This is a genomic window from Rhodococcus sp. GA1 (assembly GCF_024321955.1).
Lineage (GTDB): Bacteria > Actinomycetota > Actinomycetes > Mycobacteriales > Mycobacteriaceae > Rhodococcus > Rhodococcus pyridinivorans.
Map to the genome: position 1 here is coordinate 97,419 of NZ_CP097186.1, position 25,642 is coordinate 123,060.

General features: G+C 66.9%; 24 protein-coding genes and 2 pseudogenes. 17 read left to right on the top strand and 9 right to left on the bottom strand.

The annotated features are described in order from the left end of the window. Positions 1 to 23 precede the first annotated feature (23 nt). Entirely contained in the window at positions 24 to 2,282 is a 2,259-nt protein-coding gene (locus tag M3330_RS00495) for an NADP-dependent isocitrate dehydrogenase (RefSeq protein WP_024100900.1), read from the bottom strand. A gap of 568 nt (positions 2,283 to 2,850) precedes the next feature. Further along, complete coding sequence (locus M3330_RS00500) at positions 2,851 to 3,300, bottom strand: cupin domain-containing protein (protein ID WP_255026654.1); 450 nt, start codon at positions 3,298 to 3,300, stop codon at positions 2,851 to 2,853. A 52-nt stretch (positions 3,301 to 3,352) separates the two neighbouring features. Between M3330_RS00500 and M3330_RS00505 the strand changes: the two are divergent. Continuing rightward, a pseudogene (locus M3330_RS00505) lies at positions 3,353 to 3,829 on the top strand (DUF2470 domain-containing protein); the annotation flags it as partial. Here the strand turns inward: M3330_RS00505 and M3330_RS00510 are convergent. Further along, the gene (locus M3330_RS00510) at positions 3,812 to 4,003 is read right to left on the bottom strand and encodes a hypothetical protein (RefSeq protein WP_219130551.1); all 192 of its coding nucleotides are present in this window, start codon (positions 4,001 to 4,003) and stop codon (positions 3,812 to 3,814) included. The pseudogene M3330_RS00505 and the gene M3330_RS00510 sit on opposite strands and share 18 nt — an antisense overlap. A 152-nt stretch (positions 4,004 to 4,155) precedes the next feature. On the opposite strand from M3330_RS00510, the gene M3330_RS00515 reads away from it, so the two are divergent. From M3330_RS00515 to M3330_RS00535, 5 genes are all read left to right on the top strand, one after another. After that, positions 4,156 to 4,926, top strand: coding sequence for a hypothetical protein (locus M3330_RS00515; RefSeq protein WP_064255589.1), 771 nt, complete (start codon positions 4,156 to 4,158; stop codon positions 4,924 to 4,926). A gap of 64 nt (positions 4,927 to 4,990) precedes the next feature. Beyond that, positions 4,991 to 6,397 carry a cytochrome P450 gene (locus M3330_RS00520; RefSeq protein WP_231911939.1) on the top strand — a complete coding sequence of 469 codons (1,407 nt, stop codon included), beginning with the start codon at positions 4,991 to 4,993 and terminating at the stop codon, positions 6,395 to 6,397. Positions 6,398 to 6,530: 133 nt separating this feature from the next. Next, on the top strand, positions 6,531 to 6,734 hold the full coding sequence (locus M3330_RS00525; protein WP_024100896.1) for a zinc-ribbon domain-containing protein: 204 nt from the start codon (positions 6,531 to 6,533) through the stop codon (positions 6,732 to 6,734). Positions 6,735 to 6,858: 124 nt separating this feature from the next. Beyond that, positions 6,859 to 8,313, top strand: a complete 1,455-nt coding sequence (locus M3330_RS00530) for an Hsp70 family protein (protein WP_219130375.1) — start codon at positions 6,859 to 6,861, stop codon at positions 8,311 to 8,313. 198 nt (positions 8,314 to 8,511) lie between these two features. Then, entirely contained in the window at positions 8,512 to 8,892 is a 381-nt protein-coding gene (locus M3330_RS00535) for a helix-turn-helix transcriptional regulator (RefSeq protein WP_219130374.1), read from the top strand. 13 nt (positions 8,893 to 8,905) lie between these two features. Here M3330_RS00535 and M3330_RS00540 read toward each other — a convergent pair whose 3' ends face one another. After that, positions 8,906 to 9,454, bottom strand: coding sequence for a DinB family protein (locus M3330_RS00540; RefSeq protein ID WP_219130373.1), 549 nt, complete (start codon positions 9,452 to 9,454; stop codon positions 8,906 to 8,908). Between the two features lie 99 nt (positions 9,455 to 9,553). On the opposite strand from M3330_RS00540, the gene M3330_RS00545 reads away from it, so the two are divergent. Both M3330_RS00545 and M3330_RS00550 read left to right on the top strand, forming a co-directional pair. Next, complete coding sequence (locus M3330_RS00545) at positions 9,554 to 10,516, top strand: YafY family protein (protein WP_219130372.1); 963 nt, start codon at positions 9,554 to 9,556, stop codon at positions 10,514 to 10,516. 81 nt (positions 10,517 to 10,597) lie between these two features. Next, positions 10,598 to 11,674 (top strand): alkene reductase, encoded by a 1,077-nt coding sequence (locus M3330_RS00550; protein ID WP_219130371.1) that lies wholly within the window; start codon positions 10,598 to 10,600, stop codon positions 11,672 to 11,674. 9 nt (positions 11,675 to 11,683) lie between these two features. Here the strand turns inward: M3330_RS00550 and mqo are convergent, their stop codons facing one another. After that, positions 11,684 to 13,189: a malate dehydrogenase (quinone) gene (gene mqo, locus M3330_RS00555; protein WP_219130370.1), complete on the bottom strand. Its 1,506-nt coding sequence runs from the start codon at positions 13,187 to 13,189 to the stop codon at positions 11,684 to 11,686. Positions 13,190 to 13,276: 87 nt separating this feature from the next. Between mqo and M3330_RS00560 the strand changes: the two genes are divergently transcribed. The 4 genes from M3330_RS00560 (at position 13,277) to M3330_RS00575 (ending at position 20,839) form a co-directional block, all read left to right on the top strand. Next, on the top strand, positions 13,277 to 14,194 hold the full coding sequence (locus M3330_RS00560) for a LysR substrate-binding domain-containing protein (protein ID WP_255026658.1): 918 nt from the start codon (positions 13,277 to 13,279) through the stop codon (positions 14,192 to 14,194). Positions 14,195 to 14,594: 400 nt separating this feature from the next. Beyond that, positions 14,595 to 16,073 carry an aldehyde dehydrogenase family protein gene (locus tag M3330_RS00565; protein ID WP_219130369.1) on the top strand — a complete coding sequence of 493 codons (1,479 nt, stop codon included), beginning with the start codon at positions 14,595 to 14,597 and terminating at the stop codon, positions 16,071 to 16,073. Positions 16,074 to 16,346: 273 nt separating this feature from the next. Next, positions 16,347 to 19,355: an FAD-binding and (Fe-S)-binding domain-containing protein gene (locus M3330_RS00570; protein WP_255026661.1), complete on the top strand. Its 3,009-nt coding sequence runs from the start codon at positions 16,347 to 16,349 to the stop codon at positions 19,353 to 19,355. Continuing rightward, positions 19,352 to 20,839, top strand: a complete 1,488-nt coding sequence (locus M3330_RS00575) for an NAD-dependent succinate-semialdehyde dehydrogenase (protein ID WP_071934956.1) — start codon at positions 19,352 to 19,354, stop codon at positions 20,837 to 20,839. The genes M3330_RS00570 and M3330_RS00575 overlap by 4 nt, the downstream gene beginning before the upstream one ends. Before the next feature lie 127 nt (positions 20,840 to 20,966). Here M3330_RS00575 and M3330_RS24445 read toward each other — a convergent pair whose 3' ends face one another. Continuing rightward, complete coding sequence (locus M3330_RS24445; protein ID WP_033096673.1) at positions 20,967 to 21,149, bottom strand: hypothetical protein; 183 nt, start codon at positions 21,147 to 21,149, stop codon at positions 20,967 to 20,969. 38 nt (positions 21,150 to 21,187) lie between these two features. Here M3330_RS24445 and M3330_RS00580 point away from each other — a divergent pair, with 38 nt between their 5' ends. Continuing rightward, positions 21,188 to 21,349 carry a hypothetical protein gene (locus tag M3330_RS00580; protein ID WP_156666046.1) on the top strand — a complete coding sequence of 54 codons (162 nt, stop codon included), beginning with the start codon at positions 21,188 to 21,190 and terminating at the stop codon, positions 21,347 to 21,349. A gap of 51 nt (positions 21,350 to 21,400) precedes the next feature. Here M3330_RS00580 and M3330_RS00585 read toward each other — a convergent pair whose 3' ends face one another. From M3330_RS00585 to M3330_RS00595, 3 genes are all read right to left on the bottom strand, one after another. Continuing rightward, complete coding sequence (locus M3330_RS00585) at positions 21,401 to 21,568, bottom strand: hypothetical protein (protein WP_156666045.1); 168 nt, start codon at positions 21,566 to 21,568, stop codon at positions 21,401 to 21,403. Positions 21,569 to 21,666: 98 nt separating this feature from the next. Continuing rightward, the gene (locus tag M3330_RS00590) at positions 21,667 to 22,143 is read right to left on the bottom strand and encodes an SRPBCC family protein (protein ID WP_024100882.1); all 477 of its coding nucleotides are present in this window, start codon (positions 22,141 to 22,143) and stop codon (positions 21,667 to 21,669) included. A 62-nt stretch (positions 22,144 to 22,205) separates the two neighbouring features. Then, the gene (locus M3330_RS00595; protein WP_219130368.1) at positions 22,206 to 23,579 is read right to left on the bottom strand and encodes a cytochrome P450; all 1,374 of its coding nucleotides are present in this window, start codon (positions 23,577 to 23,579) and stop codon (positions 22,206 to 22,208) included. Between the two features lie 193 nt (positions 23,580 to 23,772). Between M3330_RS00595 and M3330_RS00600 the strand changes: the two genes are divergently transcribed. From M3330_RS00600 to M3330_RS00615, 4 genes and pseudogenes are all read left to right on the top strand, one after another. Beyond that, positions 23,773 to 24,036, top strand: a complete 264-nt coding sequence (locus M3330_RS00600; protein WP_033096671.1) for a GlsB/YeaQ/YmgE family stress response membrane protein — start codon at positions 23,773 to 23,775, stop codon at positions 24,034 to 24,036. Positions 24,037 to 24,072: 36 nt separating this feature from the next. After that, positions 24,073 to 24,327 (top strand): nucleotidyltransferase family protein, encoded by a 255-nt coding sequence (locus tag M3330_RS00605; RefSeq protein ID WP_071934953.1) that lies wholly within the window; start codon positions 24,073 to 24,075, stop codon positions 24,325 to 24,327. Between the two features lie 59 nt (positions 24,328 to 24,386). Beyond that, positions 24,387 to 25,060: pseudogene (locus M3330_RS00610) on the top strand (transposase); the annotation flags it as partial. 14 nt (positions 25,061 to 25,074) lie between these two features. Continuing rightward, positions 25,075 to 25,593, top strand: coding sequence for an isopenicillin N synthase family oxygenase (locus tag M3330_RS00615; protein WP_083543595.1), 519 nt, complete (start codon positions 25,075 to 25,077; stop codon positions 25,591 to 25,593). Positions 25,594 to 25,642 lie beyond the last annotated feature (49 nt).

Consider the following 25,642-nt stretch of genomic DNA (forward strand, 5'->3'; position numbering starts at 1 on the left):
CTACACGGATGCAGGTCTACCTGTCACGGTGCGTTTCCGGCCTCGGGGTCGACTGCCGTCAGCGCGGTGATCAAGGTCCGACTCGGCCGCATCACGGCCACGGTCTTGTCCCTGTCCGGCCGGTAGTAGCCGCCGATGTCGACCGGCGCGCCCTGCACCTCGTTCAACTCTCGCACGATCGTGTCCTCGTCCCTGGCCAGTGCCTCGGCCAGCGGGGCGAACTGTTCTGCGAGTTCCGGATCCTCGGTCTGCGCGGCAAGCTCCTGTGCCCAGTACATCGCGAGGTAGAACTGGCTGCCCCGGTTGTCGAGCTCGCCGACCTTGCGCGACGGGCTCTTGTTCGTCTCCAGCAGCTTGCCGGTCGCTGCATCGAGCGCGTTCGCCACGATCTTGGCGCGCTCGTTGCCGGTCTTGATGCCGAGGTCCTCCAGGCTTACGGCCAACGCCAGGAACTCACCGAGCGAATCCCAGCGCAGGTGGTTCTCCTCCACCAACTGCTTGACGTGCTTGGGCGCCGACCCGCCGGCGCCCGTCTCGTAGAGGCCGCCACCCGCCATCAGCGGCACGATCGACAGCATCTTGGCGCTCGTACCGAGCTCGAGGATGGGGAACAGGTCGGTGAGGTAGTCACGCAGGATGTTGCCGGTCGCGGCGATGGTGTCCATTCCGCGGTTCAGCCGCTCCAGCGTGTACCGCATCGAGCGCACCTGCGACATGATGTGGATGTCGAGGCCATCGGTGTCATGATCCTGCAGGTACAGCTCGACCTTCTTGATCAACTCGTTCTCGTGGGGGCGGTACGGGTCGAGCCAGAACAGGACCGGCATACCGGAGTTGCGTGCCCGGGTGACCGCGAGCTTGACCCAGTCGCGGATCGGCGCGTCCTTGACGGTGCACATGCGCCAGATGTCACCCGCCTCGACGTGCTGGGTGAGCAGCACCTCACCGGTCTCGGCATCGACGAAGTTGGCCTCGCCCGCCTCCGGAACTTCGAAGGTCTTGTCGTGCGAGCCGTACTCCTCGGCCTTCTGCGCCATGAGACCGACGTTGGGAACGGTACCCATGGTCGTCGGGTCGAACGCGCCGTTGGTCTTACAGAAGTTGATGATCTCCTGGTAGATGCGCGCGAACGTGGACTCCGGCATGACCGCCTTGACGTCCTTGGGTCGTCCGTCGGCGCCGTACATCTTGCCGCCCGAGCGAATCATTGCGGGCATCGAGGCATCCACGATGACATCGCTGGGGGAATGGAAGTTGGAGATGCCGCGTGCGGAATCGACCATGGCCAATTCGGGACGGTGCTCATGGCAGTTGTGCAGGTCCTGCTTGATTTCGTCGCGCTGCGTACTGGGCAGCGTCTCGATCTTGTCGTACAGGTCGCCGAGACCGTTGTTGACGTTGACGCCCAATTCGTCGAACAGCTTCTGATGCTTGGCGAAGGCGTCCTTGTAGAAGGTCTTCACCGCGTGGCCGAAGACAATGGGGTGCGAGACCTTCATCATCGTCGCCTTGACGTGAAGGGAGAACATCACGCCCGTCTTGCGCGCATCCTCCATCTGCTCCTCGTAGAACTCGAGCAACGCCTTCTTGCTCATGAACATGCTGTCCATGATGTCGCCCTCACCCAGCTCCACTTCGGGCTTGAGGACGATCGTCTCGCCATCCTTGGTGACCAGCTCCATCCGGACCTTGCGCGCCCGGTCCAGCGTCATCGACTTCTCGCCGTGGTAGAAGTCGCCGTGCCGCATGTGCGCGACGTGGCTGCGTGAGGCCATCGACCACTCGCCCATGCTGTGCGGGTGTTTACGGGCGTACTCCTTCACCGCCCGGGGTGCGCGCCGATCGGAGTTGCCTTCACGCAGGACAGGGTTGACCGCACTGCCGAGAATCTTGCCGTAGCGCTCCCGGATGGCACGCTCTTCGTCCGTCTTCGGGGCGTCCGGGAAATCCGGGACCTGGTAGCCCTTACTCTGCAGTTCCTTGATGGCAGCCAGGAGCTGCGGCACGGACGCACTGATGTTGGGCAGCTTGATGATGTTGGTCTCGGGCAGTTGCGTCAGACGACCCAGCTCGGCCAGGTTGTCCGGGACGCGCTGCTCTTCCGTGAGGTGCTCGGGGAACTCGGCCAGGATCCGCGCCGGCACCGAGATGTCGCTGGTCTCGACCTCGATGCCCGCGGCTCCAGCGAAGGTACGCACGATCGGCAGGAAGGCGTAGGTCGCAAGCAACGGCGCCTCGTCGGTCAACGTATAGATAATGGTCGACTGCTTGTCGGCGCTCATTCTTGTCTCGACTCCCTACGTCGGTCCGGTCCGCCTCACGAAATGCTCCGCGTGCGGGATTGCATCGGGTATCAGGCTACGTGCGAGAACTCGAGAACGACATTTACTCGCCGGTAACTCGAACTCCGCCGACAGGCTTCGACGGCCCCTCGGGCGCCCAACCGTCGACCTCATGTCCGCTCGCGACCGAGAACGCCGCAGTCCTGCGAGCCACCGCTTCGATGGCCCCTCGACCTGTCGTAACGCGGGTGCGACCGGCGCACAGCATCGCCGTCAGGAAAGAAGTCTTCACAAGCAGTGGGAAGACTACTGTCACAAGCGATTCCGTTGTCGAACCGGACTGCGATCCCTCGTCCGTCCGATCGCGGCTCGAATGCCGACGCCGGAAGATGCTGTCGGCGGGGACGATCGTTCCGTCGAGAATCGAGGTTCGTCGATCGTTGCTTGGGGGAGACGACCGCGGACCCGAGAGGGAACCGCACGCCTGCGTCCCGATGAAGTACTTCACATTTCTCGCCGACGACTCGACCCGAGCGTTTACCGACAGGAGCCCGCCACTACTCCGACATCAATCGCAGGCGGGCGCGGGAACATCCTCGAACAGCGGCGACCCGATCGGCACGAGGTACACCACGTCGAGGATCACCGGTTCCGTGCCGAGATTGCGACCGACGTGCAGATGGTCCGGACCCGAGGGTTCGTTGATGAAATCACCGGTCTCGAACGTGACAGGCTCGCAGTCTCCTTCAGGATGCGTCAAGGTGCCGGCCCGCACGATGCCGAGCACGGGACCATCGTGATAGTGCCAACCGGTGCTACCGCCCGGTTCGATGGTGATCTCCCGAGCCACGGCGTGCACGCCGTCGGGTACGAACGGCAGCAGTCCCGCTGGCACCTCGATGTCCACCCATGTCACCCCTGAGATGCCCTCGCTCGGAGTGGCGTAGGCCCACCCGGGTATCGCCACCGCTACTGCACATGCCGTCGCCGCGAGTACACCCTGCACAGAGCGCTTCATGCGCACGGACGCTACCGTCTACACGACACTGCTGCAGGACAGCTCGCATTGCGACCCGCTCGCCTGCACCCGCGTCACTGTCGCCGGGTACGTCGAGCGGCCCGAAGGCGAGGAACTGGCCGCCGCGCGCGAAGCCCACCTGGCCACTGTCCCCGGGACCCGCGTGTACATCGATTTCACCGACTTCACGCTCTGGGTTCTTCGGGTTCGGCGCGTGCGCTGGGTCGGTGGGTACGGGCGGATGGATTCGGCCACCGCCGAGGACTATGCCGAAGCATTGCCGGATTCTGTGACCCCGTCGGCAGCTCGTGCGATCGCGCATCTCAACGACGATCACGCCGACGCGCTGCTGGCGATGGCCCGGAAGCTCGGCGGGTTCCCGGATGCGACGGCGGCAACCTGTGTCGGAGCCGACCGATACGGCCTCGACCTCGATGTCACCACGCCGCGTGGGCGAGCCATGACGCATGCCCGCTATCTGTCACCGCCCGACTCCGACTACAAATTGCGCTCAGCAACAGTTGCTTTGGCTCGCGCGGCGCACCGCCAGACCGTCGTGGACACGTCCGTCTGCGTCGACGTCGGCGGCGAGGGCGTCACGGTAGTCGAGTCCCGCCTCGTTCACCGTGACGCCGTGGGCCGACAGGTGCAGGTCGTGCCGGGCGGCGAGCGCGAGGGCGTCGGTGACATCGAAGGGTCTCATGCGGTTCACGCTCTCTTCGCCGCGTCGTTCCGGTCCACCGATATCCTCGGACGGTCGTGGCGGCCCACGTGCTGCTACAGGCGGGGAACAGGTCGGCCCCACACGCGTGTCCTGCCCGGGAATCGCCGCCCACTCGTGGCAATGTCCACAGAATGCATCCGTACGACCAGGGGTTCGAGCCTCCGCAAGCGTGCTCCGAGTGGTGCCGGGCACGCTCGTTCGACCTGCAGGTGCTCGACGAGGGCGTAACTGTCGACCTCAAATGGTGGAACAGCCACCTCGAACGGACCGGGCACGATATCCGCCTCCGGGGACGGAATCTCGATGGACGGATCATCGACGACGGCGACGCGATCGTCCAACGCAACGACCTCCGCCTCGACAGTGAACTGATCGAAGCCGACCACGCCGGTCTGGGGCTGTTGTTCCTGTGCGCGGCCTGGCGCAGCGCACATCCGCGACGACGCGGTGCCCGACGTTTTCCGGACGTCCGCGACGCACACGCCCCGAAGGACCGGCACCGGTTCACCAAGATCAAGGGAGTCCTCGACTACTGCGCGAAGACCAAGTCGCTACCCGACACCGCGCGGCAGACCTGGTCCGGATGGCCGGACACCCCCGGCGTCGGCGTATCGCTCCTGGCGACCTATCTGTGGGCGGTCGAGGTGCGGACCGAGGCGGGCCCGGCGCAACTTCTCGATCAGCACGCGGTGTCGACGCTCATCCACGAAGGGTGGCTCGAGGATCCGTCGGTCGCCGACTTCACGCTGCGGCGCTATCACCGGTACCTCGAACTCCTCAACATGTGGGCGTCGTTGATCGCCACGCGTCCGGAGATGGTCGAGATGTGGCTCGTCGACCGGTGGCACGCCCGAATCTGCGAAGCCCGGGACGGGTCGCACGCGACTCCGCGATTGTTCTGATCCTCTTGGGCGTCGCGGTGAGGCCGCCCGAATCGTCCCGTGGAGGCTGATGCACACTCGCAGAATGGGGTCACCGACTACGACGAGCATCACCATGACGACCGGCGCGCAGCCGATTCCACAGCCGCGATGGAGACTTCCGCTGGTGGGTGATCTGCTCAGCATCGACGTGGCCAAGCCGGTTCAGCGTGAGATGCAGATGGCACAGGAACTCGGTGGGATCTTCGAACGCAAGATCCTGCAGCACCGGTTGATCGTGGTCTCGGGCGCCGATCTGGTGCGCGAGGTCAACGACGAGGAGAAGTGGGCGAAGTTCCTCGGCAAGCCGCTGCGCAAGCTTCGCGTCATCGCCGGCGACGGACTGTTCACCGCGTTCAACTCCGAACCGAACTGGAGCAAAGCCCACAACATCCTCGGGCCTGGCTTCAGCCAGGCCGCGATGCGTGGCTATCACGACTCGATGCTCACCGTCGTCGACCGACTGGTCGACAGCTGGGACAGCGCAGCGGCCGACGGCGAGTATGTGGACGTGCCGAAGAGCATGACGTCGCTGACCTTCGACGTCATCGGCCGGTGCGGCTTCAGCTACGACTTCGACTCGTTCGGCCGCACTGAACCCGATCCGTTCATCGCGGCGATGAGCCGGGCGCTCGAGTACATCAACCGCTCGTCGAACGACATCCCCATCCTCCGGACACTGTTCGGCCGCAGTGCCAGGGAGCAGCATGAACACGACATCGCGCTGATGCAGGAGACGGTCGATCGCATCGTCGAGGAGCGGATGCGCTCCGGCGAGCAGCACGGCGATCTGCTGGACCTGATGATGCACACCGTCGATCCCGACACCGGCGAGCAGCTCGACCGTGAATCGATCCGCAATCAGGTGCTGACCTTCCTGGTCGCGGGTAACGAGACCACCGCGGCCACCCTGGGGTTCGCGGTCCATTTCCTGAGCCGACATCCCGAGGTGGTGGCGAAGGCGCGGGCCGAGATCGCCGAGGTCGTCGGTGCCGACGGCCGGATCGGGTACGAGCAGGTCGCCAAGCTGCGGTATGTGCGGCGGGTGGTGGACGAGACGCTGCGGTTGTGGCCGGCCGCCCCGGGTTATTTCCGCAAGGTACGCGGTGAGACCACCCTCGGCGGACGGACGCTGCCGAAGGGTTCGTGGGTGTTCGTGCTGTTGCCGCAACTGCACCGCGACCCGCTGTGGGGCGACGATCCCGAGCGGTTCGACCCGGACCGGTTCGAGCCCGCGGCCGTGCGCAAACGGCCGGCGCACATCTTCAAACCGTGGGGCACCGGCATCCGGGCCTGTATCGGTCGGCAGTTCGCGCTGCACGAGGCGGTGCTCACGCTCGCGTCGCTGATCCGGCGGTACGACTTCGCTCCGGAACCGGGCTACGAACTCGACGTTCACGAGGCGATCACATTGAAGCCCCGTGACCTACGGGTGCGGCTCTCCCCCGCCTGATCCGTCGCGTCGCCCCGGCAAGAGGGACGGCGGTCGGGTCGTCGACAGAGGCTGGCCGATCGGTGGCGACGAGCACGGCGATCCTTCCGATCATGCACTGAAGGACCACACGTCATCGCTCTATGCTCGGACGATGTTCCTTCTCTTCGGCTTCGGCACCAAGCGACAGAATCTCGGTCCAGGGCAGAACCGGACGTGTCCGCGCTGCCACAACACCACGCAGTGGCTCCGGATCCGGGAGTCCAAGCAGTTCACGCTGTTCTTCGTGCCGGTCGCGCGGTGGGGCCGCCGACAGTTGGAGCAGTGCGGGATCTGCGGTACCGCCGTGGAGATGTGAGCCCGGTCAGTCGGGATCGGCGAAGGCCACGAACGTCCTCGGCTGCCGTTCGGAGACGTGCCGTCGTCCAGGCACCGCCCGCCTCCGGCGCGCAGACCGTGACCGAACCGTTATAGTCGGCGTCGTGACTACAGTTCTCGGTGTCTCGGTCGGTGCCAGCGCGGTGCGCTTTGCGCGACGTGACACCGGGAGCCTCGACAGCCCCGTCTTCGGATCCCACTCGATGCCCGCCCTGCTCGACCGGCCGGCCGAGCTGGCCGCGGAGTCCATCGAGACGATGCTCGCCGAGACCGACGAGATCGAGCAGGTGCGCGCCATCGGCGTCGCCTACCAGAACGAGACGCAGGCCGATTTCGTCCAGGGCGCGATGAGCCGCCTGGACATCGACAACTTCCGGCTCGTCCCGGAAGTGACCGCCGCGCTCGAAATGCTGGAAACCACAGGAGATCTCGACGACCACGAGACACTCGTGTTCTACGACCTCGGCAGCTCGGGCCTCACCGTCACCGTCGTCGATCGGGGCACCCGCATCGCATTGAGCACGGCACGCTCGGACCGGATCAGCGGCGACCTCGTCGACCACCTGATCTACGACCACCACGTCGAACTGCAGCGCTTCGCCGAGCCGGCCGACATGGCGGCGCAGCGGGCCCTCACCGCCCGGTGCCGCGACGCGAAGGAGCAGCTGTCCTCGAAGGACGCGGTGTGCATGCCCGGCGAGGGGGGTCTGCTACTGCTCTCGCAGGCCAGCTTCGATTCGCTCATCGACGGACCCGTGAAGGCCTCGGCCCGCCTCACCCTCGACGTCATCCGCCGCTCGGGACGCACTCCCGACGCCGCGGTGCTCATCGGAGGCGGGGCGAACATTCCACTGGTCACTGCCGTGATGGAGTCGTGGCTCGACATTCCGGTGATCGTGCCCTCGCAGCCCGAACTCGTGGCGGCGGAAGGCGCGGCGCTCCTCGCCCGCCCGGACACTGCGAAGGTCGTCGAGACGGCGGAGTTCGCTGCGCCGACGGAGTTCACCGAGACCGCACAGTTCGCCCCGCAGCTGGTCGCGCCGGACGCACCGACCGCAAGCTTCGCTGCCCCCGACATCCGGCAGGAGACCGAGACGCCCGCGCAGCCGCGGAACCGTCGACGCTTCCTGCTCGCCGGTGGTGCCGTCGTCGTCGCAGCGGCGATCGGCCTCGGTGTCGACCTGCTGCAGAATTCCGGTCGCGATCCGCAGCCCACCTCCACGCACCAGGAGACACAGGAGCCACCGGCAGCGGAACCGCGGCCCATGACCACCACGGACGCATCGCCCGCGCCGGAAACCGTCCCGGCAGTGTCGGACGAGCAGTCGACGGCCATCGATCGCAGCGAGACCCGCAGCACCTACCGGCCGCAGACGACGGCGGAGACCTCCGCGCAGGTCCCCATCACCACCGGCGCGCAGGACGATGCGGCAGCCGACACCTCGGCGCCGTCACTCGAACCGGAGCCGGCCCCGATGGTCCCCGGGCTCCCCCAGTTCGAGCTGCCGCCGCCTCCGCAGATCCAGCTCCCGCAGCTGCCCAGCATTCCCGGGTTCTGATCAATCAGCCGCAGACTGCCGCGGTGCGGCGCGCCGTCTCAGGTTCCGGATGAGGCAGCAGTCGCTGCCACCACCGGGCCACCCGCGGACTAGGAATCAGTCGCGCGATATGGAACCGGTTCGTCTCGGGTCCGGTGCGAACCGGCGACGCGGGCGGCAGGATCCGCTTCCGCGGAGGCGGACGGCCGGGGACCGACCGTGGCCGCGGAGACCTTCGAGGCGCTGGGGGCACTCGCCGACGCGGCCGATGCCCACGCCCTGGCCCCGATCGCGTACCGCGACCACGCCGACACCCAACGGTCCGTCGAAGCCGCCGCCGCGGCCGCGGCACTGGCTGCGCGATGCGATCACGCCTCGTCGCCTGCGCTGGACGAAGCGGCCCGCCCACTCCCCCTGACCAGCCGGGAACGGGAGTTCGCCGCCATGGTCACCGCCGGGCTGTCCAACCGGCAGATCGCCGACCGGCTCGTGGTGCCGGTCGGCACCGTCGAGGGGCACATCTACCGGGCGTGCACCGAACTCGACGTCTCCGACCGCACGGAGCTCGCCGAGTTGATGCGCGACACCGGCCGGCGCTAGCGCGACCTCCGGTTCATCCCATCGACTTCGATCCGTCGAGGGACTCGCGGATGATGTCGGCGTGGCCGGCGTGCTGCGTCGTCTCGGCGACGATGTGCAGCAGCGCGCGACGCACCGACCAGGCGTCCTCGATGTTCCAGGGGGCCTTGGGGAGTTCGTGGACGACGTCCAGCGACGGCAGCGTGCGCACCAACTCGTCGGTTCGGGCCGCCACCTCGTCGTAAGCGCGCAGCGCACCTTCGAGGGTCTCACCGGGCTGCAGCTGGAAGTCCTTGTCGCGTTCGGCGAAATCCTCTTCGGTCCACTCGGTGAAATCCTTCTCCATGTAGTCGGCTCCGACCACGAGGAAATCCGCCCAACCCCGCTCGACCTCGGTGACGTGCTTGATGAGACCACCGATCGTCAAGTGGCTCACCGTCGTTCGCTGCGACGCCTGTTCGGTGGTGAGATCGCGGGCCGTGAACCGCAGGAAGTGCCGCGCGTGGGCGAGGCTCGACAGCAGATCGCGGCGTTCCTGGTCGAGAGTCGTGGTGGCGTTCCGGGTGGTGGTGGTCTCGGTCATCGGGTACTCCTCGTCGTCGTGATCCGGCAGATCTACGCTACGAGCCATTGGTGCCAGTTCCTGTCACTTATAGGTCGGCAGGTGCGGAAGAATGAGGTCATGTCCGACACGAGCTCCCGCATCCTGCGGCTTCTGTCGCTGTTGCAGACCCACCGCTACTGGCTCGGCGCCGAACTCGCCGACCGGATGGGCGTCTCGTTGCGCACCCTGCGCCGCGACATCGAACGGCTCCGCGATCTCGGATATCCGGTGCGGTCCGATCGCGGGGTCGGCGGTGGGTATCAGCTCGCGCCGGGCGCGTCGTTGCCACCGCTGGCTCTCGACGACGACGAAGCGGTCGCGCTCGCGGTCGGCCTACTCACCGCGGCCCAGACCTCGATCACCGGGATCGCCGAGATCTCCGTGCGCGCGCTGACCAAGGTCATCCAGGTGATGCCGCCGCGGCTGCGACGCCAGGTGGAGGCGATCGATGCGGCGACGGTCTCCGCCGACATCCCCTGGGCGACCCGCGCGACCGATTCGCAGCAACTCGTCACCGTCGCGCGCGCCTGCCGCGACGACGAACGCATCGTCTTCGAGTACACCGCCGCCGACGGCACCGCGACGGGCCGGCGCGTCGAACCCCGGCAGCTCGTCTCCCTCGGGCGACGCTGGTATCTCGTCGGCTACGACCTCGACCGCAGTGACTGGCGCAGCTTCCGGCTCGACCGCATGGCCGAGACCACGGCCACCGGGATGCGTTTCCGACAACGCGAGCTGCCCGGCGGCGACGCCGCGGCCTTCGTCGAACGCGGCATCCGCAGCCGCTCCCAGGTGAAGGTCAGCGCCGAACTGGAGGCGTCGGAGCACGAGGTGCGCCGCCGGATCGGACAGTGGGCCGAGGTGATTGCGATCGACTCCGAACGGTGCCGGATCGAGGTGGACGCCGACAGCATGGACTGGGCGGTATTCGCCGTGGGTATGTCCGGTGGGCGGCTGCTCGGCGCGTCGCCACCGGAGTTCGTCGAGTACCTGGAGAACTGGTCGAATCGGCTGGTCACCGCCGACGAACACTCGAAGTGACCATCCATCCGGCGCTATGACACATCCCACAATCGGACGGGCATCGGAATGCCGTCGGGGGTGGGGGTGGTTGCGCCACCCATGGATCTGTTCACACCCGTAGCCCTCGGAGACCTCGAACTCGCGAACCGCATCGTCATGGCCCCGCTGACCCGCCTGCGTGGTGGTTCGGCCGGTGTACCCGGAGACCTGATCGTCGAGCACTACCGTCAGCGGGCGAGTGCCGGCCTGATCATCACCGAGGGAACCTATGTGAACTTCGAATCGCAGGCCTTCGTCGGTCAGCCCGGCATCGTCACCGACGAGCAGGTCGCCGGCTGGCGTCGCGTCGCGGATGCCGTGCACGAGCGCGACGGACGCGTCGTGCTGCAGTTGATGCACGGCGGCCGCGTCACGCATCCCGACGTCAACGGTGGCCGGCGTGTCGTCGGGCCGAGCGCGATCGCCATCGACGGCCAGGTGCACACCGAGCAGGGCAAGCAGCCCTACCCTGCGCCGCACGCGCTGACCATCGACGAGATCCCGTCCGTCGTCGATGATTTCGTCGCCTCGGCTCGCCGCGCGATCGATGCCGGATTCGACGGCGTCGAGGTCCACAGCGCCAACGGCTACCTGTTGCACGAATTCCTCTCCCCCGCATCGAATGTGCGGGACGACGAGTACGGCGGTTCGGTGGAGAACCGGATCCGCCTCGTCGTCGAAGTCGTGAAGGCCGTGTCGGCGGCAGTCGGCGCCGGACGTGTCGGGTTGCGGATCTCTCCCGAGCACAACATCCAGGACGCAGTCGAGACCGATCGCGACGATGTGCGTGCTGTCTACGGCGCTCTGGTCGACGCCCTGCAGCCCCTGGGCCTGGCGTATCTGTCGGTCCTGCACAAGGAGCCGACCGGAGATCTGGCGCAGGAGCTCCGGAAGCGTTTCGGCGGCAAGGTGATCGCCAACAGCGGTTTCGGCTCGCCGACCACGCGTGACGAGGCCGTGCAGCTGATCGACGATTCGCACGCCGACGCCGTGGCCGTCGGCCGCGCGCTGATCGCCAATCCCGACCTGGCCGAGCGCTGGCGGGACGGGCAGCCGGAGAACGCACCGCGTCCGGAGCTGTTCTATGCGTCCGGAGCCGAGGGGTACACCGACTACCCGTTCCTGCAGACCGTCTGAGCGTAAGCCCTACGAGGCGCTCGGATCCTTGCGCGCCGAACCGTTTCTCGCCGCTGCTGTAGCGCGGGCGAGCCTCGGTTCGGCGCGCGAGGTCGTTTCGGTCTCCCGAGACAGGTCGGGCATCATCCGTTCGAGCACCGGCCGCCAGCGCGCCACATCATCCGGGAAACACGTGCTCAGCAGCTCGACCATCGCCGACGGAGCGATCGAAGCGCCGGGCGACGCCCCGAGCAACCCGGCGATGCTGCCGTCCGCGCTCGCCACGACCTCGGTGCCGAAGGTCAGGACCCCGACCCTGCGACGATCGGGTTTGACGAGCTGAGCTCGTTGCCCCGCGTCGATCAACTCCCAGTCGGACTCCCGCGCCTCGGGGCAGAATCGCTGCAGCTGCCGGAACTTCCGCGCGCGGGACGCGAGCAGCTGGCCGACGAGATAGCGCACCAGCGACAGATTCTGCAGGCCCACCGCCACCAACGGGGCGATGTTGTGCAGACGCAGGGTGGTGAACAGATCGGTGAGCCGGCCGCGTGTGAGCAATCTCGTGCTGAACGTGGCGTACGGCCCGAACATCAACCACTCGCGGCCGTCGACGACCCGCTTGTCGAGATGCGGCACCGACATCGGTGGTGCTCCCACGTCGGCCTGGCTGTAGACCTTCGCTGCATGCTGGGACACCACGTCGGGCTCGCCGGTGCGCAGGAACTGCGCGCCGATGGGAAAGACGGCGAAACCTCGCACCTCCGGGATCCGGGCCTTCTGCAAGAGTTTCAGGGCGTACCCGCCGGCGCCGACGAACACGAACCGGGATCGGACCGAGAACCGTCCCGTCTTCGTGTGCCCGGAGACGGTCCACCGCCCGTTGGCGGCGCGGCGCAGTCGTGTGACCTCGTGTCCGGTACGAAGCTCGACGCCACGACGACGCGCGTCCGACAGCAGTCGGTGTGTCAGGGCACCGAAGTCGACGTCGGTGCCCGCCTCGTAGCGCGTGGCGGCGACCGGTTCGGAGCCCGAGCGACCGGTCATCACCAGCGGTGCCCACCGCGCGATCGCGTCGGGGTCCTCGCTGTACTCCATGGCCGAGAACAGCGGCGAGCGTTGCAGGGTGGCGTGCCGCTGTCGCAGATAGTCCACATCGCGTTCGCCGAAGACGACGTTCATATGCGGTGTCACGTTCACGAACGTCGCCTCGCCCGGGTCGTCGAGGGCCTCCCAGAACTGCCGTGAGATCCGGAACTGTCCGCCGATCTCCTCAGCCCGGGTCGAATCCGCGGGATCGGGCATGTAGTTCAGTTCGCACAGACCTGCGTGGCCGGTGCCCGCGTTGTTCCATGGGGCGCTGCTCTCGGCCGCGACCTCGTCGAGTCGTTCCAGGACGAGGATCGACCGATCGGGTTCGAGCCGTGTCAGCAGTGCACCCAGTGTTGCCGACATGATGCCGCCGCCGATCAGGACGGCGTCGTACTCCTGGTCGCCGTACTGTGCTCCGTCGGCAGAATGCCTCCGATCCAACATCATTCACCTGCTTTCGCCGTTGTCGACCTTCAGCGTGCCCCCTTCCGATTCATCCGTCCAATGAGCTCTTGCAGGCAGTACCATGCAGATGTGGATTGGTATGTGACGCCCGAGACCGCAATGGCCGCCCCGCTGCTCGTCGCCTTCGACGCCGCGGCGCGCGAAGGTCACATCACGCGCGCGGCGGATCTGCTCGACGTTCCCCAGTCTTCCGTCAGTCGCCGCATCCGGGCACTCGAGAAGGCAGTGGGTGTGGCGTTGTTCCAGCAGTCCGGGCGAGGGGTCGTGCTGACGACTGCCGGGAGGGAGTTGCACGAACGCACCCGGCATCTGGTCCGCGAACTCGACGGTGCGATCACCACGGTGCGTGAGCACGCCGATCCCGACCACGGCGTCGTCCGCTTCGGGTTCCCGCTCACCCTCGGGCCGGTGAGCATCCCGTCGTTGCTGGCCGAGTTCCACCGACTGGCCCCCGGCGTCCGGTTGCATCTGGTCCAGGCACACGGTGAAGCGCTCGCGGAGATGGTTCGCGACGGCCGGCTCGATCTCGCCGTCATCATCCCTCCACCGGAGGATCTGCCGGTCACCGTGCTCGCGCAACAGCGACTGTTGCTCCACCTCCCGAGCAGCCATCGACTCGCCGGCCGTGCCCGCCTCGACCTGCGCGATCTCGCGGACGATCACTTCATCGCCAGCCCACCCGACTATCACATCCGCAGAGAACTCGAATCAGCTTGCGACGAAGCAGGATTCGAACCGTACATCGCGTTCGAGATCAGCGAGTTCGAAACGATCCGGGCATTGGTCGCCCAGGGCCTCGGTGTCGCACTGCTGCCTCGCTCGGAAACGCCTGTGCCCGGAATCGTCACCGTGCCGGTCGCCGGAATCGCGAATCGCACCATCGGATTGACGACCGGGACGAGGACGCCGTCCCCGGCGGTCGCGCGACTGCACGCTCACATCGCCGGGCACGCCGATAGATTCGACGGTCGCCGGCTCGATTCGTAGGTATCGTCCATCGAACGCAAGACATGGCGCACAGCTTCGCGAGCCGTGCGCCATCTCCTGCGTCGCCGGTCCCGACAAGACGCAAGTCCGGGTTCGAATGGTCGCCGGCGGGGTATGCCACACAGATGCGATCGCCCGCAAACAGTGGTACCCGACGCCGCTGCCTACCACCAGCAAGGCGGCGCACTGTGAAAACACGTTCGATCTGCGCCATCCGGGCAGGAGCCGGTAACGATCTGCGACGTGCTCCGGCCGGCGCTGGGGCGGTTCCCGTTCGGTCGGCCGGTGAAGACCGATCCGCTCGGGCAGATCGACACCACATTCGACGATTCGGCAGACACATCGACCCCCGAGCCCGTCGTCGCCTTTCTCTGACCGACCTACCGTCGAGGAGTTCTCCATGACAGCAACAGATCTCGGTTCCAGTGCCACGTTCGCCGGGCAACCGGTCGCCTCCCAGTTCATCGATGGGCAGTGGCGCGAGGGACGCTCCGACCGCGTCCTGACCGACACCAACCCGTTCGACGACAGCGTGGTCGCCACGATCCGCCTCGCTTCCGCCCAGGACGTCGACGCCGCCTACACCGCTGCCCGGGCAGCACAGACCGAGTGGGCCGCGACCGCTCCCGCCGAGCGCGCCACGGTCCTGCGTCGCGCCGCACAGATCCTCGAGCAGCGCCGAGCCGAGATCATCGACTGGCTGGTCGCCGAGTCCGGCTCGACGCGGATCAAGGCCGATATCGAGGTCTCCCTGGCCATCGGCATCACGCAGGAGGCGGCGTCGTTCCCGTCCCGGGTCCACGGATCGATCTTCGATTCGAACACCCCGAACCGTGAGATGCGGGTGTACCGAAAGCCCATCGGAGTGGTCGGGGTGATCAGCCCGTGGAATTTCCCGCTGCACCTGTCGCAGCGATCGGTGGCACCGGCGTTGGCGTTGGGCAATGCCGCGGTGATCAAGCCGGCCTCGGACACTCCGGTGACCGGCGGCCTGTTGATCGCGCGGATCTTCGAGGAAGCAGGCCTTCCGGCGGGAGTGTTGTCGGTGGTGATCGGCTCCGGTTCCGAGATCGGCGATGCTTTCGTCGAGCATCCCGTCCCGCGGTTGATCTCCTTCACCGGCTCGACACCGGTCGGCAAGCAGGTCGGTGCGGTCGCCACCGGCGGTAAGCACCTCAAGAAGGTGGCACTCGAATTGGGCGGCAACGCACCCCTGGTGGTCCTCGACGACGCCGATCTCGACGCGGCCGTCGAGGCAGCGGTGACCGGGTCCTTCCTGCATTCCGGACAGATCTGCATGGCCGTGAATCGCATCATCGTGCAGGCGCCGGTGTACGACGATTTCCTCGATCGGTTCACCCGAGCCGCGCAGGCCGTGTCCTACGGCGATCCGTCCGCAGACGGCACTTTGGTCGGGCCCGTCGTCAACGATTCGCAGTTGAAGGGCCTCGAGGAGAAGATCGAGCAGGCCCGGGACGCCGGAGCACGCGTTGCGCTCGGTGGGGAGATCGACGGCCGGGTCGTGCCTCCGCACGTGTTCGTCGACGTCACGTCCGATATGGAGATCGCCCGCGAGGAGATCTTCGGCCCGATGGTCGCGGTCCTACGCGCCGATGACGAAGCACACGCCCTCGAACTGGCCAACGACCACGAATTCGGTCTGTCCAGCGCGGTGTTCACGCAGAACATCGACCGGGGACTGCAATTCGCGCATCGGGTCGAGGCGGGCATGACGTTCATCAACGAGATGACCGTTCAGGACGAGGCACACGTGGCATTCGGTGGCGAACGCAACTCCGGTCTCGGACGATTCAACGGCGAGTGGGCGATCGAGGAGTTCACCACAGATCACACCATCGGCGTGACTCGGCTGGTGTAGGCACGCCGCAGCGCCCTCCGACTCCGATACAGCATTCTGCCGTCTGCACCCTGCCCAGCCTCGGGGTGCAGACGGCAAGCTGTCACAGAAGCCTCCTCGGTTGACGGTCAGAACGCCCGGGCCGGCGTGCCGTTGCGTTCGCTGCCTCCTCTTTGTAGGCTCCGTTCATGGCAGGATTGTCGACAATCCTACAAACCCGGAGGCGGCCGATGGAGTTCCCGAACCGACGCGCCCATATTCTCTGCGGTCCCCGATCCTGACGCGGCGCACGCGATGAACGACGACCAGCTCAACATAGGACAGCGCCCCAGCGTCTCCTGCACGGACGAGGACGTCCGGATTCGCGTCCTCGCCGACAGACTCCGGACACTGGGCGTCCCGGTCGACACCTCCACGCGTCGACGGGCCGAGTACTCCTACGACGCCTCCAACTACCGGGTGCCACCTTCGGCCGTGGTCTTTCCTCGGTCGGTGGACGACGTCGTGGCGGTGGTGACCGTCTGCAGCGACACCGGGATTCCGTTGGTCAGCAGAGGGGGCGGGACCTCGATGGCGGGCAATGCCGTCGGCCCCGGTGTGATCGTCGACTTCTCCCGGCACATGAACCGCATCCTCGACATCGACGAGACGGCCGGTGTCGCCGACGTCGAACCGGGCGTCGTGCTCGCGACCCTCACGCGGGTGGCCGAGGACGCGTCCTCGGGCCGGACGACCTTCGCCCCCGATCCCTCCTCGAAGAACCGGGCCACGGTCGGTGGCGCGCTGGGCAACGACGCCTGCGGCAACCACTCGGTGCGCTACGGCCGCATGTCCGATCACGTCCACGAGATCGACCTCGTCACCGCCGACGGGTTCCGGCTCACCGCGGCGCAGCGAGGCCTGCGTGCCACCGATCCCGACGACGCGGCAGCTGCGGCGCGCGCGCAGCAGCTCGACGCCGAGCTCACCGCGCTGGCAGGCGAGCACCTGTTCGAGTTCCGCACCGAACTCGGGAGGATCCAACGGCAGGTCTCGGGTTACCACCTCGACCATCTGTTGCCGGAGAAGCGGTTCGACGTCGCCCGTGCGCTCGTCGGATCCGAGGGAACCTGCGCGGTGATCGTCGGTGCCCGCGTCGAGCTGGTTCCCCGCCCGTCCAGCGCGTTGCTGGTCTGCCTCGGCTACGACGATGTCGTCGACGCGGCCCGCGACATCGGAACCATCCTGGAGTTCTCGCCTGCGGCAGTCGAGGGTGTCGACGCGGCGATCGTCGAGACCATGCGGCTGCGTCGGGGCGAGAACTCCGTCCTCGGACTCCCGGTGGGAAACGCCTGGCTCTACGTCGACCTGGACGGTGACGACCCGGACTCCGTGGCCGCGGCCGCCGACGCACTGCTCGACAAACTTCGCCGGAACGGCCGCCTCGTCGACGGCCGCCTCGCGGCCGACACCACCGAGCGTGCTTCCCTGTGGCGGGTGCGCGAGGACGGCGCCGGACTCTCGTCCCGCCTGGCATCCGGCGGCGAATCCTGGCCGGGCTGGGAGGATTCCGCTGTCGCGCCGGAGAACCTCGCCGATTACCTCCAGGACTTCCGCGCACTGCTCGACCGGCACGGCCTGCAGGGCGTGATGTACGGGCACTTCGGCGCCGGCTGCATGCACATCCGCATCACCTACGACCTGCGCACCGAGGAAGGCCGACAGGTCTTCCGCGAGTTCACGCACGAGGCCGCGCGGCTGGTGGTCCGTCACGGCGGATCGCTCTCCGGAGAACACGGCGACGGCCGTGCCCGCTCGGAACTGCTGCCGGTGATGTACTCCGCGCGGATGATGAGCGCATTCCGCGCCTTCCGCACGATCTGGGACCCGCAAGGCATCCTGAACCCGGGATCGCTGACCGACCCGGCGCGGATCGATGACGATCTGGCGTTGGCGGACGTTCCCGAACGCACCTGGCGTACCCACTACGACCTGCACCCGATCGAGGCGGTCCGTCCCGACGGCGCGCGGCCGCAACACACCCCCGCCCCGTGGGTGCACGCCGTCCAGGGCTGCATCGGCGTCGGACGATGCCGGGCCGACTCCGGTGGCGTGATGTGCCCGAGCTACCGCGCGACCCGCGACGAGAAGGACTCCACTCGGGGCCGGGCCCGGGTCCTGCAGGAGATGGTGCGCGGCGCCCGCACAATCGAGCAAGGGTGGAAATCCGAGGAAGTGCGTGAGGCACTCGATCTGTGCCTGTCGTGCAAGGCCTGCTCGACCGACTGCCCGGCCGGCGTCGACATGGCCACCTACAAATCCGAGTTCTTCTCGCACTACTACGACGGCACACGACGACCGGTGTCGCACTATTCGCTGGGGTGGCTGCCACGCTGGCTCCGCCTCACGGGGTTGGCAGCACCGCTGGTCAACGCGGTCCTGCGCACTTCTCTCGCCAAGCGCGCCACCGCACTCGGCGGCATTTCCCCCGACCGGGTATTTCCGCCCTTCGCCTCCCGGCGGGCCTGGAAGAAGGCCGTGCGCGACGCACTACGTGGCCGGTCCGGTTCGACGCCGGTGGTGCTGTTCGTCGACACCTTCACTCGCGGGTTGCGGCCGGAGGTCGCCGGTGCCGCCGCCCGCGTGCTCGCCTCGGCGGATCAGCAGGTGATGAGCTGCTCCGCAGACGCGTGCTGCGGACTGACGTGGATCTCCACCGGCCAGCTCGACACCGCGAAGAAGAAGCTCTCCCACGCCGCCCGCACACTGGACGACGGCACCGACCGGCCGATCGTCGTCGTCGAGCCGAGTTGCGCCGCCGCCCTGCGCAAGGACCTGCCCGAGCTGGTGCCCACCGAGGCTGCGCGTCGCGTCGCCGCACGGGTCCACAGCTTCGCGTCCTATCTGGACACCATGGTGCGCAACGGCTGGACACCCGCCCCTGCACAACCGCTACCGAACGAGATAGTGCTGCAGACCCATTGCCACGAGTACTCCGTGTTCGGCGCCGGAAGCCATCGCCGGATCCTGACCGCAGCGGGAGTCGACGACGTCCGCGACGCAGTCGGATGCTGCGGCGTGGCAGGAAACTTCGGATTCGAGAAACAACACCACGACATCAGCATGAAGGTCGCCGAGACCTCCCTCGCCCCGGCACTGCGCGCGGCCGACGACGACTCCGCGGTGGTCACCGACGGCTTCTCATGCGCGATGCAGGTTGCGCAGATCGACGTGTCCGCCCCGGGGCAACATCTCGCAGAACTTCTCGACCCCGGGCCACGAATGTCGATGAACAACACCATCTCCGAGGAGGAAAGCGCATGACCGATGCAACGATCGTCGGGACACGGGTGGGCGTCTCCGACGCAGTGTCCCGCGTCAGCACAGAATTGTTCATCGACGGTGAGTGGGTCGAATCGACCACCGGCGAACGATTCGAGGTCGTCGCCCCGGCGACCGAGGAGGTCATCGCGACCGTCGCGAACGGCAACGCCGACGACGCCCGGCGTGCCGTCGAGACCTGTGCTCGCGTGCAGAAGCACTGGGCGAAGACCGCTCCGCGCGAACGCAGCGTGATCCTTCGCCGGGCCTACGAGCTCATCCTGGAGCGGCAGGACGAGTTCGCGACCATCATGACCACCGAGATGGGCAAACCCTTCGCCGAGGCGAAGGGCGAGGTCGCCTACGCCGCGGAGTTCTTCCGGTGGTTCTCCGAGGAAGCCGTCCGCATCGGCGGCGATGTGACCAGCACCGGCGACGGCACGACCCGCATCCTGGTGTCCAAGGAGCCGGTGGGACCGTGCGTCCTCGTCACGCCGTGGAACTTCCCGCTCGCCATGGGTACCCGCAAGATCGGACCCGCCATCGCAGCCGGATGCACCATCGTCTTCAAACCCTCGGAGCTGACGCCGTTGACCTCGCTGGCCCTGGTCGACGTGCTCGTCGAGGCCGGTGTGCCCAAGGGTGTGCTGAACGTCGTGCCCACCACCGCACCCGGGGAGGTCGTCTCGACCTGGATGTCCAGCGGTATCGCACGCAAGATCAGCTTCACCGGTTCGACCGCGGTGGGCATCCGGCTGCTCGAACAGGCATCCCAGCACGTGATGCGCAGCTCGATGGAGCTGGGCGGAAATGCCCCGCTCATCGTATTCGAGGACGCCGATCTCGACCGGGCCGTCGACGGCGCGCTCGCCGCGAAGATGCGCAACATGGGTGAGGCCTGCACCGCCGCGAACCGCATCTTCGTGCACCGCGCGGTCGCCGATCGGTTCGCCGAGAAGCTCGCTGCCCGTATGGATGCCCTCGCCGTCGGGGACGGCCTGGTCGAGGGCACCCAAGTCGGTCCGCTGGTCGAGGAGAAGGCTCTGACGAAGGTGGAACGTCTCGTCGCCGATGCCGTCGAACGTGGAGCGCGCGTGGTGTGTGGCGGCAGCCGGCCCGAGGGACCCGGCTACTTCTACCCACCCACCGTCCTCGCCGACGTGTCGAAGGACGCCGCGTTGATGAGCGAGGAGATCTTCGGGCCGGTCGCGCCCATCGTCGTCTTCGATACCGAGGACGAGGTCGTCGAGATCGCCAACAACACGCCCTGGGGACTGGCCGGATACATCTTCACCCAGGATGTCGACCGCAGTTTCCGTGTCAGCGAAGCGCTCGAGGTCGGCATGATCGGGCTGAACACCGGCATCGTGTCCAACCCCGCGGCACCGTTCGGCGGCATCAAGGCATCGGGTCTCGGACGTGAGGGAAGCACCATCGGTATCGACGAGTTCCTCGAGGTCAAGTACGTCGCTGTTCCTCGTCGGTGACGCATGGTCTCACTGCGCCGCCGATCCTTGCGCGCCGAACCGTGTTTCGACGCAACTGCAACGCGCGCGAAGCCCTGTTCAGCGCAAGGTCGGTACGGCCTACCCGCGTAGCTCAGGAATCACCTGTTCACGCAACGGTTCCTGCTCGGCCGGCCGCAGTGCCGCACCACTTCGCGAGCGCGGCGTCGAGACCGTCCGTCGAGCCCCCCACCCATGCCACGTGCCCGTACGGGCGCACGAGCACAGCCGACGGCGCGTCCCCCTCACCGAGCAACGACAATCCCCAAGCGGCGTCGTAACGCGCCCACACGAGGTCGACGCATTCAGGACGATGCCCGGAATCGATTGGTGGACCGTCGGATTGCAGCAGAAGTGGGCGAGCCCGAACACTCGAACCGGCTTCTCCTCGGCAATGACGTCGAGATCCGGCATGCGTCGTCCCAGCAGCGGGTGTCCCTCACCGAGGTCGTAGGCGACGTCGAGGCCGGAGATCAACGCCGCGATCGGTGAGCCGGCATCGTCGACGCGGAGCACCTCGTCGATCAGATCGCGCAGGGCCTCCTAGCGCGAATCGGCCTTCTGGATGCCCAGGCCGACACCAAGTCCGCCGGTGGGGAGTTCCTCGGTGACCCGCACTTCGGCGATCAGGCTGCTACGTGTCGCAGCCGACCCCTCGAATCCGATCCCGGCCTCGCAGCGCACGACAGCGCACGACACTGCGCCCACCACGTACCGAGCCTGGTGCACCCGAAGGTCGCGGTGTTCACCGTTCGCCCCTCGGCAAGGAAGCGCCCGGCGATCCCTCGATGATCGACGAGCGTCCCGGGTCAGCCCTCGATGATGCGCTTGATCGCGTCCAGGGTCGCCGGAATTCCGCTGCGGGCGGCCTGCTCCCGCGCGGCGATCCGGGCAGGTGCCTCTGCCCCCAACTTCTCGTGGAAGAATTTCTGCCCGGCTTCGGTGAACTCCCAGGTCTCCGTGAGTTCCGTGCCGGCGTCCGCGGGCTTGATGACGTAGCTCCAGCGCACGAGGCCCGGGCCGACCGACCATGCGAATTCGCGGCCCGGGGAGGCGACGACGACCTTCGACCGGGCCTCCCAGGTGCGTTCGGGGGTGACGTTCCGGCCGGTGAAGAAGGAACCGACCTCGGGGCCCTGCCCTTCGTCCCACCAGCACTCCGCGCAGACGGGCGACCATTCACCCGTGCGGGTGACGTCGGAGACGAGGGCGTACACCTCGTCGGGGGTGGCGGAAACGACGACGGAGGACTCGAAGGTCAGGGGTGTGGTCTGCATGGCCACCATCCTGCCCTGTCCCGATCAGTGCGGCGCGACGCACCTGCCTGCCCGCCTGCCCTTGCCGACGACTACGCAGTGACGGCTCTGGTCCCCACACGCGCGGGCACGGGTCCGGCCGCGACCAAGGTGAACGGCGTCTTTACCGGAAAATCGTCGTGAAGGGATTCCACCTCGAGTTTTCGCACCACACTGGCGAGGCCCAGGATTGCTTCGAGCATGGCGAAATGATCTCCGATGCAGGTGCGTGGGCCACCACCGAACGGCAGATACTGCCACCGCGACCTCGCTACCGATTGCCCGGGGGCGAACCGATCCGGGTCGAATTTCTCGGGCTCGTCCCAGAGCGACGGATCATGGTGGAGCGCGTAGGTGCCGACGATCGTATTCGTCCCGGCAGGGATACGGTAACCGTCGACCTCCACGTCGCGCATTGCCATTCGCGCGGCCGTCGCTGCGGGCGGACACATCCTCAGTGACTCATGGACTATCTGGACGGTGTAGGGCAGATCCCCGATATCGCTCGCGCGCAACAGGCGGTCTCCGATGGCTGCAGCCTCCCGCGCCACCCGCTCCTGCATCTCGCGATTGCGGCCGAGCTGCCACAAGCTGTAGGCGAGAGTGGTCGCGGTGGTGTCGTGACCCGCGAAGAGAAACGCGAGCAACTCGTCACGGATCTTCTCGTCGCTGAACGCTCTGCCAGTGACCGGATCGGTGAGCTCGAAGAACAGCTTGATCAATTCGGCGCCATTGCCAGCACCGCTCCGCGCGGCGTCCATCGCCTCGTCGAGCGTTTCGGTGACAACAGCCAACGAAACACGGAAACGATGACGGGCACGTGTCGGCAGCCATGTCGGGGTTCGTATCGGTTGCAGGGCACGTCGTCCCACGAATTGCACCACCTGTCCGAGTGGAACTCCGACAGCTTCGGATCTCTCGCTGAGATCCGTTCCGAAGAGTGACCGGCCAAGGACACGCAGGGTGAGTCGCCGGGTTTCGGTGTCGAGATCGATCGACCCGCCCTCGCTCCACTCTGCCGCCATCGTGTCGGCGACCTCGGCGATCCGGTCGGCGTAGACCGCTACGTGTTTCTTGGTGAACAAAGGCTGCAACGCACGACGGTGCGGCACCCACGAATCGTGAGGAAGATTGAAGAGATTGTCGCCGACCCACACCCGTCCCTCGACGTGGACGGTCATTTCCTTGTCGAAGGAACCGTCGGAACCGCCGAGAACATCGTGGGCGCCCTGCGGTGAGGTGACGATAGCGAAGGTCGGCGCCCACCGGGCAGGACCGATATGTACGAGGGTGACCGGCCCGCCTGCATCACGGAATTTCTCGGGACCGGTATCGAGATGTCGGAGTGCCCGGATGCGGTCGATCAAATGCATCGGCACGTCGGGCGCAATCGGAAAATCCTGGGCCTGTGCGCTTGTCCTGGCCATTCTCCGAGTGTGGTCCGCCTCGGACGGTCACACCAGACCCACTACCGAGTCATTGCGCAACCGCAACCTTGCTGAACTCGAAGGGCAGGCTCGCATGTAACAACAGTTCGACCCGTGGGAAGACCGGATCTCGAATTGCACTCTCGAGACGTAAAGCGGTGTCCGCGTGAGGATGTCCACTTGTACTCGCGCAATGTTGATCATCGGGATTATTCTGTTCGGGCTGCTCGTCGGCGCGGTGGCACAGCTCGTCGTGGGCAGGTCCGGGACCGGGATCGACTGGACTCTCGCGTTGGTCGCGGGCGTCGGGGGTTCGTTCATCGGCGGTCTGCTCATCAGCCTTCTCGCAGGTGACGGACTCGAATTACGCCCCAGCGGGATCATCGGCCCCCTCGCCGGCGCGATCATCGTGACCGCTGCCTGGTCGGCATGGAAGTCCCGGTCGCGTCAGGCCTAGCGTTATCGGTATCCCGCGACGAGAGACGATGCCCGAGTGACCTCACGCCCCGCAACCGAGCAGCGACTGCTCGACATCGTTCCCGGAAATCCGGTGTGCCGGGTCGTCCTGGACCGGGCGGGTGAACTCGGCATCGGAGACTGGTATCTCACCGCGGGCGGAGTCTTCCAGTCGGTCTGGAACTTTCTCGACGGCCGCGACCGGCAGGCCGGCATCCGGGACTACGGGTCTACGCTCCGCACGGTTTCGACGACCTGTTCGGGATGGTGCTCCTGGGCTGACCCCGTCTGAGCGCTCCGGGTTGAGTGAGAGTCTCGTGGCCCACGCTTGTGGGCAGGAAGGCTGAACCCATGGCAACGAGGAAACGGCACACGCCGGAGCAGATCGTCAGGAAGCTGGCCACTGCTGACCGGCTCATGGCCGAGGGTAAGGACGTCGCGGACGTCTGCCGCGAGCTCCAGGTCACCGAGGCGTCCTACTACCGGTGGCGTAACCAGTTCGGAGGGCTCAAGGCCGACGACGCGAAACGGCTCAAGGACCTCGAGAAGGAGAACGCCACGCTGAAGCGGCTCCTTGCCGACGCGGAGCTGGAGAAGGCCGCGTTGAAGGAGATCGCCCGGGGAAACTTCTGAGCCCGGAACGCCGGCGGGCAGCCGTGGAGCACCTCATCCGTGTGATGGGTGTGTCCGAGCGGTTCGCCTGCCGGGTCACCGGGCAGAACCGGACCACCCAGCGCCGCCCACCCGCCGCGGCTACGCCGGCCGATCCCGACGCGGGCTTGAGGATCTGGCTGAGGGGCTGGGCCAAGACCCACCCCCGCCGCGGGTTCCGGCCTGCCTACCACGACGCCCGCGCCGAGGGCTGGCTAGTGAACCACAAGAAGCTCCAGCGGCTGTGGCGAGAGGAAGGCCTCCGCATCCCGCAACGCCGACGCCGCAAGCGGACCGGGACTTCGACGGTGCCGATCATCCCGCCCGCCGACAAGCCCGACGCCGTGTGGGCGGTGGACTTCCAGTTCGACTCCCCTACCGCGACCGCATGGCGGTCCTCGGGCAGCACCTGGTCCGTTTGGTTGCGCTGTCCCTCGAGCTCGACGAGGACTACTTCGACGAAGGCTTCCAGGACCACGTCATCACCACCCGCCTGCTGCACTACCCCCCGCAGGACGGCGTCGGCGAGGGGAACGAGCTCGGCGCCGGCGCTCACACCGACTGGGGCCTGATCACCATGTTGTACCAGGACGAGGTCGGCGGACCGGAGGTCCTCAACGCCGATGGCGAGTGGGTCCGGGCCCCACACATCCCCGGCACCTTCGTGGTCAACCTCGGTGACCTCGTCCCGAAGCTCACCAACGGGCTCTACCTGTCCAACACCCACCGCGTGCTCAACACCACCGGTGTCCGCCGGTACTCGGTGCCGACGTTCTTCGACCTCGACTACGACTACGTCGTCACCGCAGTCCCTACGGTCCTCGACGAGAACGAGCAGCCCGGCCCGGGCATCACGACCGGCGACCACCTCGCCGAAATGCTGCGTCGCACCTACGCAGCCAGTTGAGCCAGACACGCGCCGAAGAGACGACGTCCGGTGTAACAGAAACGTCACT

Excerpts from the sequence above, each read along its gene's own strand:
- M3330_RS00570 (WP_255026661.1), top strand. The coding sequence starts at position 16,347 with ATGAACGACGACCAGCTCAACATAGGACAGCGCCCCAGCGTCTCCTGC.
- M3330_RS00590 (WP_024100882.1), bottom strand. The coding sequence starts at position 22,143 with ATGGTGGCCATGCAGACCACACCCCTGACCTTCGAGTCCTCCGTCGTC.
- M3330_RS00515 (WP_064255589.1), top strand. The coding sequence starts at position 4,156 with ATGCATCCGTACGACCAGGGGTTCGAGCCTCCGCAAGCGTGCTCCGAG.
- M3330_RS00540 (WP_219130373.1), bottom strand. The coding sequence starts at position 9,454 with ATGACCGAGACCACCACCACCCGGAACGCCACCACGACTCTCGACCAG.
- M3330_RS00600 (WP_033096671.1), top strand. The coding sequence starts at position 23,773 with ATGTTGATCATCGGGATTATTCTGTTCGGGCTGCTCGTCGGCGCGGTG.
- mqo (WP_219130370.1), bottom strand. The coding sequence starts at position 13,189 with ATGATGTTGGATCGGAGGCATTCTGCCGACGGAGCACAGTACGGCGAC.
- M3330_RS00550 (WP_219130371.1), top strand. The coding sequence starts at position 10,598 with ATGGATCTGTTCACACCCGTAGCCCTCGGAGACCTCGAACTCGCGAAC.
- M3330_RS00595 (WP_219130368.1), bottom strand. The coding sequence starts at position 23,579 with ATGGCCAGGACAAGCGCACAGGCCCAGGATTTTCCGATTGCGCCCGAC.
- M3330_RS00615 (WP_083543595.1), top strand. The coding sequence starts at position 25,075 with ATGGCGGTCCTCGGGCAGCACCTGGTCCGTTTGGTTGCGCTGTCCCTC.
- M3330_RS00565 (WP_219130369.1), top strand. The coding sequence starts at position 14,595 with ATGACAGCAACAGATCTCGGTTCCAGTGCCACGTTCGCCGGGCAACCG.
- M3330_RS00525 (WP_024100896.1), top strand. The coding sequence starts at position 6,531 with ATGTTCCTTCTCTTCGGCTTCGGCACCAAGCGACAGAATCTCGGTCCA.
- M3330_RS00520 (WP_231911939.1), top strand. The coding sequence starts at position 4,991 with ATGGGGTCACCGACTACGACGAGCATCACCATGACGACCGGCGCGCAG.
- M3330_RS00510 (WP_219130551.1), bottom strand. The coding sequence starts at position 4,003 with ATGAGACCCTTCGATGTCACCGACGCCCTCGCGCTCGCCGCCCGGCAC.
- M3330_RS00495 (WP_024100900.1), bottom strand. The coding sequence starts at position 2,282 with ATGAGCGCCGACAAGCAGTCGACCATTATCTATACGTTGACCGACGAG.
- M3330_RS00575 (WP_071934956.1), top strand. The coding sequence starts at position 19,352 with ATGACCGATGCAACGATCGTCGGGACACGGGTGGGCGTCTCCGACGCA.
- M3330_RS00545 (WP_219130372.1), top strand. The coding sequence starts at position 9,554 with ATGTCCGACACGAGCTCCCGCATCCTGCGGCTTCTGTCGCTGTTGCAG.
- M3330_RS00500 (WP_255026654.1), bottom strand. The coding sequence starts at position 3,300 with ATGAAGCGCTCTGTGCAGGGTGTACTCGCGGCGACGGCATGTGCAGTA.